This is a genomic window from Roseburia sp. AF12-17LB (assembly GCF_003479605.1).
GTDB lineage: Bacteria > Bacillota > Clostridia > Lachnospirales > Lachnospiraceae > Roseburia_C > Roseburia_C amylophila.
The window spans coordinates 26995-41441 of record NZ_QUHR01000006.1 but is presented as its reverse complement, the minus strand read 5'-3'; the positions used below and the strand labels follow the sequence as shown (position 1 = coordinate 41441).

13 protein-coding genes are annotated in these 14447 nt (G+C 42.9%); 3 read left to right on the top strand and 10 right to left on the bottom strand.

Features of this window, described 5'->3' with window-relative positions:
• Positions 1-13 precede the first annotated feature (13 nt).
• Entirely contained in the window at positions 14-1570 is a 1557-nt protein-coding gene (locus DWV68_RS08670; RefSeq protein WP_117842007.1) for a phosphate--AMP phosphotransferase, read from the bottom strand.
• Positions 1571-1853: 283 nt separating this feature from the next.
• Here DWV68_RS08670 and DWV68_RS08665 point away from each other — a divergent pair, with 283 nt between their 5' ends.
• Both DWV68_RS08665 and DWV68_RS08660 read left to right on the top strand, forming a co-directional pair.
• Positions 1854-2096 carry a hypothetical protein gene (locus DWV68_RS08665; RefSeq protein WP_117698055.1) on the top strand — a complete coding sequence of 81 codons (243 nt, stop codon included), beginning with the start codon at positions 1854-1856 and terminating at the stop codon, positions 2094-2096.
• Positions 2097-2212: 116 nt separating this feature from the next.
• Positions 2213-2968, top strand: a complete 756-nt coding sequence (locus DWV68_RS08660) for an exodeoxyribonuclease III (protein WP_022244011.1) — start codon at positions 2213-2215, stop codon at positions 2966-2968.
• A gap of 56 nt (positions 2969-3024) precedes the next feature.
• Here DWV68_RS08660 and DWV68_RS08655 read toward each other — a convergent pair whose 3' ends face one another.
• From DWV68_RS08655 to DWV68_RS08645, 3 genes are all read right to left on the bottom strand, one after another.
• Positions 3025-5685 (bottom strand): sensor domain-containing phosphodiesterase, encoded by a 2661-nt coding sequence (locus DWV68_RS08655; RefSeq protein WP_118665552.1) that lies wholly within the window; start codon positions 5683-5685, stop codon positions 3025-3027.
• A 5-nt stretch (positions 5686-5690) separates the two neighbouring features.
• Entirely contained in the window at positions 5691-7169 is a 1479-nt protein-coding gene (locus DWV68_RS08650) for a methyltransferase (protein ID WP_118665550.1), read from the bottom strand.
• Between the two features lie 86 nt (positions 7170-7255).
• Entirely contained in the window at positions 7256-8044 is a 789-nt protein-coding gene (locus DWV68_RS08645; protein WP_118665548.1) for a peptidoglycan recognition protein family protein, read from the bottom strand.
• A gap of 222 nt (positions 8045-8266) precedes the next feature.
• Here DWV68_RS08645 and DWV68_RS14875 point away from each other — a divergent pair, with 222 nt between their 5' ends.
• Entirely contained in the window at positions 8267-8401 is a 135-nt protein-coding gene (locus DWV68_RS14875) for a hypothetical protein (RefSeq protein WP_022244007.1), read from the top strand.
• A gap of 21 nt (positions 8402-8422) precedes the next feature.
• Here DWV68_RS14875 and DWV68_RS08640 read toward each other — a convergent pair whose 3' ends face one another.
• The 6 genes from DWV68_RS08640 to DWV68_RS08620 form a co-directional block, all read right to left on the bottom strand.
• The gene (locus DWV68_RS08640) at positions 8423-9805 is read right to left on the bottom strand and encodes an MATE family efflux transporter (RefSeq protein WP_158561832.1); all 1383 of its coding nucleotides are present in this window, start codon (positions 9803-9805) and stop codon (positions 8423-8425) included.
• Positions 9795-10244, bottom strand: coding sequence for a winged helix-turn-helix domain-containing protein (locus tag DWV68_RS08635; RefSeq protein WP_118665546.1), 450 nt, complete (start codon positions 10242-10244; stop codon positions 9795-9797). Before DWV68_RS08635 ends, DWV68_RS08640 begins: the two co-directional genes overlap by 11 nt.
• A 94-nt stretch (positions 10245-10338) precedes the next feature.
• Complete coding sequence (locus tag DWV68_RS08630; protein WP_118665544.1) at positions 10339-11631, bottom strand: C40 family peptidase; 1293 nt, start codon at positions 11629-11631, stop codon at positions 10339-10341.
• Between the two features lie 95 nt (positions 11632-11726).
• On the bottom strand, positions 11727-11894 hold the full coding sequence (locus tag DWV68_RS14420; RefSeq protein ID WP_156454681.1) for a hypothetical protein: 168 nt from the start codon (positions 11892-11894) through the stop codon (positions 11727-11729).
• A 218-nt stretch (positions 11895-12112) separates the two neighbouring features.
• Positions 12113-13099 carry a Gfo/Idh/MocA family protein gene (locus DWV68_RS08625; RefSeq protein ID WP_118665542.1) on the bottom strand — a complete coding sequence of 329 codons (987 nt, stop codon included), beginning with the start codon at positions 13097-13099 and terminating at the stop codon, positions 12113-12115.
• Positions 13096-14442 (bottom strand): MATE family efflux transporter, encoded by a 1347-nt coding sequence (locus tag DWV68_RS08620; protein ID WP_118665540.1) that lies wholly within the window; start codon positions 14440-14442, stop codon positions 13096-13098. Before DWV68_RS08620 ends, DWV68_RS08625 begins: the two co-directional genes overlap by 4 nt.
• Between the last annotated feature and the right edge of the window lie 5 nt (positions 14443-14447).

The window sequence follows — 14447 nt, the reverse complement described above, 5'->3', positions numbered from 1 at the left end:
AACCAAGTGGTAATTATTTCCGTTCTTTTTCTTCTTTCAGACGCTTCTCAATTGCTTCTACCACCGTACGAAGCACTTTAATTCTGGCATAATACTTGCAGTCTGCCTCTACTAAAATCCATGGTGCATAAGTGGTAGAGGTACGAATCAGCATTTCATCCACTGCCTTTTCATAAGCATCCCATTTCTCACGGTTGCGCCAGTCCTCATCGGTAATCTTCCACTGCTTTGCCGGGTTTTCCATACGCTCCTTAAAACGACGCTCCTGCTCATCCTTATCAATGTGCATCCAGAATTTTAAAACAATGGTTCCATGATGCGCCAGCTGCTCTTCCATTTCGTTCATCTCATGGTAAGCACGCTTCCATTCTTCTTCCTGACAGAAGCCTTCGATTCTCTCAACCATAACGCGGCCATACCAGGAACGGTCAAATATTGCTACATGACCATCCTTTGGAAACTGTTTCCAGAAACGCCACAGATAATGATGTGTTTTTTCTGCATCATTGGGTGCTGCCACCGGATTTACCTGATACCCCCTTGGATCCAATGCCTGGGTCAGCCGTTTGATGGCTCCGCCTTTTCCACCGGCATCCCAGCCTTCAAATGCCAGCACCACCGGAATCCGGTATTTATAAAGTTCATTATGAAGCTCGGAAAGTCTTGCCTGAAGACGTGCAAGTTCTTTTTTGTACTCCTCTTTTTCCATCTTCTTTGAAAGGTCTACTCCTGCCAGTACGGAGCTCTTAAGTACCTGCTCCTTTTGTGATGCGGCTCCTGCTTCCTGCAAAGTATCCTTTTCCTGTTTTATTTCCTGCGCCTTTGTTTTCTCCTGCTCCCTCTTCTCCTGTTCGGCTTTCTTATCTGCGATTGCCTGCTCCAACACAGAAACTACGATTTCCGTCATTTTTGCTGCCGCATATTCCCGGTCGGTGCACTCTAAAATATGCCACGGTGCATATTCAGAATCCGTCTTTTCCAGCATTTCTTCATTCATGGCAAGATATTCTTCATAATGCTTATTTCTCGCCAAATCGTCCTTTGTTACCCGCCATGCAGTCTTCTTATCTTCCAGAAGCTTATCAAAACGCTTCTTCTGCTCCTTCTTTGACACATCTGCGAACAGCTTAATAATTACCATGCCATCATCCGTCAGCTGTTTTTCAAAGGAACAGATTTCTCCGAACGCATAATCAAGCTGCTCCTTTGTGGTCACACCGTCAAAGCGGTCCACCAACACTCTCCGGTACCAGCTTCTGTCAAAAATTGCAATTCTTCCCTGTGATGGAATCTTCGTCCAGAAACGCCACAGGAACGGATGCATTTTTTCTTCCTTTGTCTCCACTGCAGTAGCGTACACCGAAAATCCCCTCGGGTCTAAAGGCTCAATGATTTTATTAATCAATGTTCCTTTTCCTGCTGCACCAAATCCCTCAAATACAATCATAACCGGAATCTTCTGTTCCTTACAGGCTCTCTGCAGATAAGAAAGTTTCGGCTGCAAATCGTCCATCCACTCCTTATATTCCTTTTTCCCCATCTTCCGGTTTAAATCTACCTTCTCTAACATCGCATATCCTCCTTCGCTTATAACTCCACAATACGTTGCATTTTTATATATAGAAATAGTATAATATTTTTCTTGAAGAATATCCAGTCTAATGGGTATAATGAAACAAATATGTGATTGCGAAAAGAAATTATTATTTCAAAAGACTGTATTCGAAGAATGTTGGCTTTAATATGAAATACCGCAGTTCTAAGCTGCATATTTTTCTTTTTGTGATAGAAAGCAGTCTTTCCAATGTTTGACAAGATGCCGGTACTGTCCGCCGGAGTACGGATGCCTTTTAATGGCTGTTAGGGGCACTTGGAATTTCGTCCGGCACCCGGCAACGCTGGCACAGGGACGTGCCAGCGAGGCACATATGAACATGGATGTGAATTTGTGCCGGTTGCCGGACCTGACAAAATATGTCTCGAAATTCTTAGTGCCCCTTGCAGTTATTATGTGGCATCCGCACCTGGCGGACAGTGACGGCATCCGGTCAAAGCAACGGAAAGACAGTTTACCATTAAGAAAAATATGCAGCTAAGAATTGCTGGCATTTCACATCACATAAGCCACCAATTCTTCGAATACAGACCTTTTTCAAATAAAACACCGCTTTTTCGCAATCACCGATATGTATCAATAAAAAGGAGACTCACTATGAAATTTATTTCCTGGAATGTAAATGGCTTACGTGCCTGTGTCAATAAAGGATTTTTAGATTTCTTCCATGAAATCAATGCAGATGCATTCTGTATTCAGGAGACTAAACTGCAGGAAGGACAGATTGACCTTTCCCTTCCGGGCTATTACCAGTACTGGAATTATGCGAAGAAAAAAGGCTATTCCGGCACTGCCATCTTTACCAAAAAGGAACCTCTTTCTGTAAGCTATGGCATTGGCATCCCGGAGCATGATGAAGAAGGACGTGTTATCACATTAGAATATGAAAACTACTATCTCATCACCTGCTACACGCCAAACTCCCAGAGCGAACTGGCAAGGCTTTCCTACCGTATGGAATGGGAAGATGCTTTTTTACAGTATTTAAAGGGATTAGAAGAAAAGAAACCGGTTATTTTCTGCGGTGACCTGAATGTTGCCCACAAAGAAATTGATTTGAAGAACCCGAAAACCAACCGTAAAAATGCCGGATTTACAGATGAAGAACGGGAAAAATTCTCTGTTCTTTTAGAAAATGGTTTTATCGATACCTTCCGTTATTTCTACCCGGAACAGGAAGGCATCTACTCCTGGTGGTCCTACCGTTTCCACGCAAGGGAAAAGAATGCCGGATGGCGTATTGATTATTTTCTGGTTTCCCAGTCCTTAAAAGAGAAGTTAAAGGGAGCTGCCATTCATACGGAAGTTCCTGGTTCCGACCATTGTCCGGTAGAACTGGAGATAGACTGCTAAACTTAAAATGAGTAAAAAGCTTTCCTTCCATCAGCTTTTTACTCATTCTTTTATTTCTACAGATACTTCTTTTCAAAGTCCTCTGCACGCATTGGCTTACCATAATAATAACCCTGAATATACTGCACCTTCATGCTGCGGAGCTTCTCCACCTGTTCCGTTTCCTCTACCCCCTCTACACAAATCCGTACTCCGATGGTCTCTGCCAGTTCTGATACCATCTTTACAAAGGCCTCTGCATACTCATCTTTTCCAATGTCAATGATAAAGCAGCGGTCTATCTTGATAATGTCAATCGGCAGCTCACGGATATGGTTCAAGGAAGAATAACCTGTTCCAAAATCGTCCAGTGCAACCTTTACTCCAAGGCTCTTGATATCCGAAAGAATCCTCTTCATACGCTTCATATCGTTAATTGCAAGGCTCTCTGTTACTTCAAGGGTAAGGTTTGCCGGATCCATCTTTGTCTCTTCCAACACTTCCCTGACTTTTTCTTTCATATCATTCTGCAATAGCTGTACCACCGAAAGATTTACATTGACATGATACTCCGGATGTCCCATGTCATTCCAGTATTTACAACGGTGGCAGGCTTCTTTCAATGCAAAGCTTCCGATTGGATTGATAAGTCCTAAATATTCTGCCAGTGGAATAAATTCAGACGGGGAAATCATCCCCATTGCCTCGGAATTCCAGCGGATAAGTGCCTCTGCTCCACTACATGGGTCTCCCGGTCTGGAAATATCCACAATCGGCTGATAATACACCTCAAATTCCTGGCAGGAATTTGTAGTGGCATAACGCATATTCTTCTCTAAATCAAGCCGCTTAAAGGATGTTGCTTCTACATTCTCATCATAGAATTCTATACGGTTTTTACCGCCTTTTTTTGCTTCGTATAAAGCAATATCTGCTTTTTTGATTAATTCCTGTACATTGTCTCCGTCATCCGGGAAACGTACCACCCCCATACTCATGGTACAGTAGTAATCTCCACCTTTTAAGAACCACGGCTTGGAGAAAATATTCCTAATCTCTGTTAAAATCTCATCCAGACGCTGATATTCTTCCTGATTAACAATGATGATAAACTCATCACCACCCATGCGGTAGCAGGTAGAATCCAGTCCGGTCACTCCCTGCAGGCTTCTTGAAATCGTCTGCAGCAGAATATCCCCATACTGATGTCCCAGACCATCATTAATATGCTTAAAGTCATCCAGGTCAATATAGCAGAGTGCTCCCTTGCCACCCTGTTCCCTGGCTCTCTGGATATAGATTTCCACATCATGCTCACAACGCATTCTGTTATAAAGTCCCGTCAGGAAATCATTATTCGCCTGGCGTTCAATCTTCTGCTGATAAAGCTTTTTATCCGTCACATCATAAACCGTCAGCAGCATAACCCTTCTGCCATCCACCCAGTTAATCTGGGTATGATAAATGTCAAAATACCGGTTATCCTCTTTGGAATAATATTCTACAAAATTACCATTTCCATAACGCTTATTACCGTAACGGAAAATCTCATCCTGCTGCTTTTCAAACCGGCCATCTGCAAATAACCTGTGAAACTGCTGGTTCGTATAAAGAATCTTCTCCGAAAGCATATCCCTTACACAGATTCCACAGCCTACATTTTCAAGGATTGCCTCTAAGGATGCATAAGAACTTGCCAGCGAATTCTTTGTAATCCGCTTAATCAAAATACTCTGCACAATCTGTTTTACTTCATTTAAAAATTTAATATCGGAAACATCCCAGATACGGCGTTTCCGCAGTTCAAAGAAGCATAAATACATGGCAGCTTCCCCGTTAATCTCTACCGGCAGGCTGATTGCCGCCTGAATATTCCATTTTTCAAAAAACTGTGCAAACGCGGGCGGCAGTATGGAATCTGCTGAAATCATATAAGGCTTGCCATTGGTAAAAGGAAATTCTGATGTGGAAATGCCCTGGCATTTTGCAATCAATGCATCCTCTTCCTCCAGACAGCATTCACTTATCATATCCGCAGTCTCGCCATCCCGGTTAATACGGAGCAATGCTGCATTACTGATTTTCAGATAATTGCATACATCTGTCAGAATTTCGTCTGCAATTTTGGAAAAGCCATTTTCACTCTCCAACATTTTCACGATAGAAGTCATGACCTCTGTACGCTGTAATTCTGTCTTAATCTGCTCCTGGCTTTCCCTGTTTTTTGCAAATGCTTCCTGTGCCAGAAGCTCATCCAACTTTGTAGCAAAATACTGTTTGGATATATAGGTTAAAAAATCAAGTGAATTGTAATACTGCTTTGTCGTAGTCTTCTGGATATTCTCCGGAATCTCCTGTTCTGGTGCGGCTATATCAGAAAGCACACCAATGACAATCCAGATTGCTGCAATCTTACCGCCTACACGGATTGCAACACCGTTCATTTTCAAATAATCCTCTTCCAATGGTTCTTCCACTACATCTTCCATCTCAGAGGTAATCAGTCTGTTCAGCAGCACAATATGGCGTGCCATACCGACTTTTTCATGAAGATAATTCAGTTCTTCCTTGGAACCATATGCCTTGGTCACAACCCCCTGCATCTGGCTTAAGCATACACAATATAAATTATTACAGGCACAGAAACGGTCCTGTAATCCCTGAAGCACTCTTCCGTCGAGTAATTCCGCTCCAAACATTAACTCATTACTCCCCTGCATGTCCAACTTCTGCTTCATTTTTGTTACCCCTTTTTACCGACTATAAATAAATAAAAACCTTCTTTTTCCCGTATACAGAACTCGTCTAATAGACGATATTCCATATGTCTCCGCAGCTGTTTCTTTACAAAGCCGCCCTCATTGGAATATAAAATCATATGACCACCATTTTTCAGGAATTTTCCTGCACAATCAAAGAACTGACTGTAAAAGGCATCCTGTTCTTCTCTTGTTTTCTTCCCTCTCAATGGCATATTGGAAATGATTTCATCAAAAAGGTATTTATGTGTAAAATCAAAAAAATCACGATTAATATAATTAATCTGCCTTCCTGCCGCTTTGGCATTCTCTCTTGCCTTTATCACAGCCTCTCCAAAAATATCCAGTCCGTACATATCTCCCGCCGGCACCAGAAGGTCACGTTCTATTAACATGGTACCAACTCCGCAGCACGGATCTAATACCTGTGCACCCTTTTTCAGATAAGGTTCTGCCAGCTTCATAAATAATGCTGCATTTGCCGGATGAATGGATGCTGCAACTGCTTCCTTCCGGTAAGAAAATCTCCGCATTGGAATCGTAAATAATTTACAGGATGGATATAATGTGCCATCCGTATTCTTCGTAAGCCGCAATTCTATTTCATAGCCATCTACCGTATTTAACAGCTGATGTCCGGTTAAATCTTCTAATGCTGCTGCCGCTTTCCGGATAAAGCTGCCTTTTTCTTCCGGTGCAATGCCCCTTACTTCCATGCGGAAGCGAAATGGTGGATTGCCCTCATGCAGCCTGTTTAATAACTCCATAAGATTTGATTTTGCATATGCCTCTGCTACCGCTTCCGGTTCTGCAGCAATCCGGTGTCCCCCGGACAACAGCAACAGCATCTCCCGGAAAGTACGAATCTTTATCACATCCCCGAGATGTGTTGTCTTTACTTTTACACCTGCCGGAACCAGCACCGGACGATCTTTTTTTATCTGTTCTGCCGTAATCTCACGATATGCAGGATTGGTTGTCAGAAGCACTTCTACCTCTTCTTCATATCCAGTAAAACGATGCTTCTTATTCTGGTTCAGCCCACCTAACAATTTATCCAGAGCATGCAGTTCTTCCGTTCTGTGCTTCTTTTCGCTTTCTGCCGGAACTTCTGTTATCAATTCCTTGTAACGCTTCCCGAGTGCGTCCTGATAATTCTCTATATCAAGTCCATTCATTGCAGTAAGATAAGAACTTTTCACAAAGCGTGTATTCTCCCTCTGGTATGCCTCAAACAGTGCTTTTGCCGCCGCTGATTCATTTGTCTCACCCAGAATAAGTGCTGCATTTTTCCGGATTTTAGCATCTTCGGAACTCAAAAAAGCATACAAAACCGGATGCGTTGCATGGTATTCTTTCCATTCCTTCAATGCATCCTGATTTTTTATGCTTTTCTTTAATTCTATCAGATTTTCACGTATATTCGTCTCTTCGGTCAGTGCCTTACAAATCTCTTCTAACATGTTTTTCCTTCTTACAACCAGTGGACTTTTCGTCTCTCCACTATCAATGATTTAATATTACTTGAAATCAGAAGATTTGGCAAGACTTACTCCTTGTCATTTTTTAGATTTTCCGGGACAACTCCATTCTTTTCTATATAATCTGCCACATCTACCTTAAACTGCTTCCAGGCATCCTCGTGTTCCACATAATATTTCGGACAGTTTTTTCCGGTTACGTCATAATGACGGATGACATCATCCATGGTCAGATCATATCTGCCACAAAGCCATGCCACCAGATGCACTAATGTCTGGTAGGTGGCATCGTTGAATCTTCCGGTATCGTCCGGGATACAGCATTCGATGGAAATAGTATCACTGTTCCTGTCATTGGATGCATAGGAAATCTCTTTGCATGGGATGCATTGAATCAGTTCACCATCCAGTCCGATGACAAAATGACTGCTGGCATGTGTTTCATGGCTGTCCTTTAAGCCTTCAAAATAATCACGGTTCTGCTGCGCTGTGGTTCCCGGATTTGCAGTATAATGCACCACAATGCCATTTACCTGATCAATTGCAAGTCCCGGTCTGGAATAATCATTTATCGTAAGAAGCTGCACATCATAATCCGGCGGATTTTCTACCACTTTGGTAACGGCTGCCGGCACATCTGCTGCTGCCAAATGTTTTCCCCTTATCCAGCGGAGCAATTTCCCACCTAATACAAATATGAAAATTACTACAAGAACAATTCCTAAAAGCAGCAGCATTCTCTGAATCCGCACCTGCTGCTGTCTTCTTCTACGCCGGTATTCTGCTGCTGTATGTGGTTTCTCATATGTATATTTTTTTCTTCCTGTTTTTCTCTTTCCTCTTCCGGTCTGTCTCATTTATTTTTATCTGCTCCTATATGCGTTATCTGTTATTTCATTCCTTATCATCATACACCAAATGTTCCTTACATTTTATTAACAAAAACTTAATTTTCTTTTATGGTAATTTTACACAATTTTTTCACATCTTTTTTGTTGACATTTACCAAAGGTAAGTATATAATACTAAATGAACAAAGAGGTTTGTTCAGATAATAAATTGCATAAGGAGGGATTTGTATGTTCTTAGAGCAGGATGCAGTGCTGGGTCTTTCCAGGTTCGTAGCAAAATACGAAGCATATGTAAGAGAGATGAAAGCACAGAAGAAAGAACCTGTTACCATGTTAGCTTATCTGGTAGAAATGGTTCAGTAGACCAGTTGACCAAACGGCGCTTCATAGCCGCCGCTTTCCGTCACTGGTCTTTTTTTTTGTTCTTTTTTTCTCACTCTTTTGGAAATAACAAAACACAAATGGAATGCTGATGATTGCAGTCAGCCCATCTGACAATGCCTGCGCAATTTCCACTCCCGCCAGTCCGATCCATTCCGGTAGAAGGAAAATCAACGGAAGAAATACAATTCCCTGACGGCACGCTGATAGAAATGCCGCCTTCCCCTGCTGCCCGATTCCCTGAAACAGCATATTACTTAAAATTCCTATCGGAATCAGCGGAAGAATCAGGCACTGGCTTCGAAAAGTAAAAATGCCGATTTGTGCTGCCATATCCTCTTTTAAAAAGAAGTTCATGGTCATCGGTGCGAAAAGGAATCCTGCCAGACCGATTCCTGCCGCCGCTATGGTGCTGCTCCATAAAGTAAAAATAAATGCCTGCTTTAACTTTTTTTTATTTTCAGCTCCAAACTGATACCCTGCCACCGGCTGAAAACCCTGACCATATCCGATAAAAAGGCTGAAAAATACCATAAATAACCGTCCGTCTACAGACATTGCTGCTACTGCCGCATCTCCATATCCTACCGCCTGCCGGTTTAACAATACAGCTGCCACGCTGGCAAATCCCTGCCTGCAAAGCGACGGCAGACCATTTTTTATAATGCTACCATAGTCCTTTATTTTAAAAAAATTTTTACTTTGTTTCTTTCCATTCAGTTTCATTCTGCCATGCCAGAAACAGCCTCCCAGTACCATCGCTGCCACTGCCTGTCCGATAAATGCCGCTAATGCGGCTCCTTTTACTCCAAGATTTAAGACAAACAGAAACACCGGTGTCAGTATAATATCAAGAATTCCACCGGTTACCATTCCTGCCATGGATGCTTTCGCCCTGCCTTGTGCCCGAAGAAGCGTACCAAGTACCAGTGTCTCTATGGTAAAGGGTGCCGACAGCAATACAAAGAGGGCATATTCCCTTGCATATGGAAGCAGCTCTGTTGTTGCACCGGAAAGCTTCAGCAAAGGTGTCAAAAAAATCAGACCTGCCCCCAGACTTATAAGTCCAAGCAGCAGCCCTGACATAATTGCCGAAATTGCAATCTGCTCTGCCTGCTCTTTTTCTTTCTTTCCAAGGAGCCTTGAAACAAGGCTTCCCGCTCCCATGCCAACAGTATAGCCCACTGCCTGTATCCATGCCACCAGAGCAAACGTAATTCCGACCGCTCCGGTTGCCCTGCTGCCAAGTCTTGTTACAAAGAAGGTATCCACAATACTGTAAGCAGAAATTACCAGCATACTAAGTACCGTAGGTGCCGCCAGTGACAAAATCACACGATGCACCGGTTCTGTTTCCATCCTCTGTTCCAGGCTCTTATTCTCCATGAGTGCCCTCACTGTCTGATGGAACATATTTATAGCCGACTCCGTGCACCGTTATGATATAACGCGGCCGTCTGGGATTCTTTTCAATTTTCTTCCGGATACTCTTAATATAGGAATCTATGGTTCTGTCATAGCCATCAAAGGAATCCTCTAACGCATAAGTAATCAACTGGTTTCTGCTATATACCCGGTGGGGAGATTTCACCATGGTATATAAAATTTTATATTCATTAGGTGTCAGATGAATCTTTTTCCTGCCTCTTCTGATACAATGATTGTCTACTTCTAAGATACAGGCCGTTCCAATTTCAATCTGACTTCCTGCCCGCCTGTCTTCTTCGTATACAATACGGTAGCCCTCTTCTAAAAGCTGCTGGCAGAGTTCCTGGGGCATCCTTCCTTCTGACTCCTGAATGATAATGGTTCCCTTTGTTCCCATATATCTTCTATCCTTCCTGCTACAATCTTTTCTACTAATTTATACTCTTTTCTATTGTAGTCAGTATCTCCACGGATAAAAATTTTTATTCTCTTTATACAATTCTTCGGATAGAAAGAATCGTCCGGTAGCCTGCATTTGATACTTTAATTCCGGTCTTTGCTGAACTTGCATGCACAATCTGTCCGTTTCCGATATAGATTCCGATATGACCGGAATACCAGATTAAATCTCCCGGCTGTGCCTCTGCCAAAGATGCCACTGCGCTTCCGCAGGCTCCCTGCTCACCGGAGGTTCTTGGCAGATTAATTCCAAAATTCCTATATACACTCTGCACGAAGCCGGAACAATCCGCCCCATTTGTAAGACTGGTTCCACCATATACATATGGATTTCCTACAAACTGCAATCCATAATCTGCAATCTGCCTGCCTAAACCGGCATCAGATGCAGACGCCGCTGTTCCGCTGTTTCCGGATGCAGCATTTCCAGATGTTGAAGCTTTAGATGTTGCATTCCCTGCTGTTGCATGATTGGTGCTCTGCTTCGCTGCTGCCTTCTTTTGTGCTGCTGCCTGCTGCTCTGCCGCTTTTCTTCTTTCTTCCGCTTCCTGTGCCGCTCTTCTTGCGGCTTCTTCTCTTGCTAACCGTTCTGCTTCTTCCTGAATGGATTCTGCATGGGGATATTCCGTATAGGTTTCTACATAATCTGCTGCTACATAGCCCTCCCCTTCCTCTGCATCAACCTTTAACCAGCCATCCAGTGTCTCTGTTACCGTTAGTATATCGCCACCCGGCACCAAACCTAATACGGCGGCCTCTGTGGATGCTTCCGTACGCACTTTTAAAGTTGTTGTAGTTACCAGGGCAAGCTGTGTGCCAATTTCTTCCGCAAGTGCTCTTGCTTCTTCTCCCACACAGACATATTCTGCACTGACATATCCGCTGACTGAACCGGAAGTAATATAATACCAGCCCTCTTCTGCTGCCTCTATCACACCTACCGTATTACGGTAAAGTTTTCCAAGCACTTCTCCTTCTGTAGACGGTTCTTTTCGAATATTCACATAGTTCGGTGCGATTGCAACCGCAAGTTCCGGCTGGTCTGCTGCCGGCATTTCCTCTTCTGCATTTCCAAGTGAAAGTTCTGCCACATCATTTATTTCTGCTTCGCCTGCTGCTTCACCTTCTGCCAGTTCTCCAGCTCCTGTCTGTATCTGCTGCAGTGCATACTGCTCAGATAAAATGCGCTGCTCATTCAGTGCCCGGATTACGCCTGCACCGGATGCAGCTGGTGTCTCCATGGCATTGACATTGGTCCATAATGAAGTTGTAGTTGTCAGGATTGCGGCTGCAAGCCATAATTTTTTTACTGTTTTGTATTTCATATCTGTCTCCTTACCTATGTAATCATCAGGTATTGCAGAAGAGATATTCTATTTATTTTTACTAAGTAAGAAATAGCCGGGCAGCCCGGCAAGTACTAAGGCTGTATCATAACTGCAAGGGGCACTAAGAATTTCGGATTATATTCTTTTTTATCCGGCAAGCGGTGCAAATTCACATCCATGTTCATCTGCGCCTCGCCGGTACTTCCATGTACCGGCGTTGCCTGTTCCCATACGAAATTCCAAGTGCCCCTAACAGCCATGAAAATGCCTTCGCACTTTGCTGGCCTGCCTGGCTATTGTTCATTTTCTAAAATAAATTCAAATAATTTTCTCTTCTCGCAATTTCCTATGTAATCATTCGCAAGTTGTTACGAACTTGTTACATCTTATTACATAGATATGGAGATAGTGTGGAGATGGAAGGATTACCTTCGTCAAATACAATTTAGTCAAGTACGATTGACTAAATCATACTTGACTAATTTTCATCACACGGAAATACAATTCCGGCATCCGCTCTTGCCCGGGTCAGTATCCGGCTGACCGCAAGGCTGTGGTCGAGCATTTCGTAGCAGGTTGCAGTGTCCTTTGATGCTATCTCATTTACAAAGGAAACAAACTCTGCATACATCCGGTGTGCATCTCCATTTCCATCATAGGATACCTCTCTTCCATCCCGGTAATGGATGGTCACTGCGCCGCAGACATTACACGGGCTGTTCTGGGCAATGTAGCCTTCGCTTCCTTCAATGCGATATTCCGGCTGTCCCTGACAGTCCTTTGCGCCTATTGCAACTGCCTGAAAGCCGGGATAAGATAAAATTGCAACACCGCTGGTGTCAATTCCTTTTTCCATGTTTGCGGTATAATGCACAGACTGCGGTTCTCCAAACAAGCCTTCTAAATACTGGATATTATATAAGTTTAAATCCATCAAAGCTCCACCTGCCTGCTTTGCATCAAAAACAGGAATGTTTTCTCCATTCTGGAAACGGTCATATTTTCTGGAATACTGACTGAAATTGCAGACTGCCATTTTAATTTTGCCAATCGTCGGTAACTGCTCTTTAATAAACTGATAGTTCGACTGATACCGTGTGGTAATAGCTTCAAATAAAAATACTCCCTGCTTCTTTGCCAGGGCACAAAGCTCCTCTGCCTGTCTTTCATTGGCTGTCATGGGTTTTTCTACAATAACATGTTTTCCACGAAGAACTGCTTCTTTTGCCATTTCAAAATGTAAAAGATTTGGCACAGCAATATAGACAGTATCAATTTCCGAATCCAGAAGCTTTTCATAATCACTTACTGCAAGCTTCATCTGATACTGTTCTTTTAGTTTTTCTGCTTTTGCTTCACTGCGCTTTGTTCCACAAATTCCATAGCAGGAAAGCCCTTTTACCTGCTGCAATACCGGAAGTACTTCTTCTACGATAGTTCCTGTTCCTACGATTCCAAGCTTCATTTCTTTTCTTCCTTTCCACGGATATAAGGGTCTCTGTAATAGGATATGACAAGCTGGATACACATCAGGCACCAGATAACCGGCTCACAGATAATTACACCAAAATATTTCAAGATTGGGATAAACAATAAAACAAATGCAATTTTTCCTACCAGTTCTATCATGCTTGAAACCAGTGGCACTACCTTTTTACCAAGTCCCTGTAACACATTTCGAAGTACCATAAGAATTCCAAGAACCGAATAAAACGGTGTATTCCAGCGGATATATCTGGCACCATTTTCAAGAACTACACTTTCGGATGAGCCGGAGAGCAATGCAATCAGGGAAGGTGCGGCAAATGCAACAATAACGGTAATACATACTGCCCAGCCAACAGACAGTATCATGGCATACCGTACTACCTTAAGGATACGGTCACGCTGGTCTGCTCCCCGGTTCTGGGATACAAAGGTTGCTGTTGCCATTGCCAGTGGCATTAATGGCAACGAACAAAAACTGTTTAATTTTCGTGCTGCTGTATGTCCCGCAATAATCAGATAACCCAGCTGATTGATAGCATATTGCAGGATTACTGTTCCTGCAGATACAATGGCTAACATAAAGCCCATGGAAAGCCCCTGGCCTGTCAGTTCCAGGTAAAGTGGTCCATCTACTTTAAAATGCTCCCGTGCCGGTATTAAAATCTTACATTTTTTCATAATATAAATGGCACATAATACTGCAGAAATTCCCTGTGCTACCACCGTTGCCACTGCTGCACCGCGGATTCCCATCTGAAACTGTGTAATAAAAAGAACATCCAGTACAATATTGATAACGGACGAAATAATCAGAAATGCCAGCGGCATAAAACTGTTTCCAATTGCACGAAGCAATCCGGACAACAGATTATATGCAAACATTACTCCAACACAGATTGTTACAATATAAATATAAGAATAGGATTCCTCAATGATTTCTGATGGTGTATGTAACAAGACCAGAAGCGGACGAAGTCCAATCTGCGCAATCAACATTACACCAGCCGTCACCGCTGCTCCAATTACCAAAGAGCCAGCAACTGCACGCTTTAACAAGTCTTTATCTCCTACACCAAAGCTTCTTGCCACTACCATGCCAAGTCCATTTCCAAACCCCAGTGCAAATCCTACCAGCAGTTCATAAACCGCTGCACATGCACCGATTGCTGCCAGCGATTCATCACCCAGAAAATGGCCTACTATCATGGTATCTGCCGCATTATAGAGCTGCTGAAATAAATTTGAAATAATAAGTGGAATTGCAAATAAAATCAATGATTTTAAAATATTGCCTTTTAACAAATCTGTTTTCGTATGCATCCTTT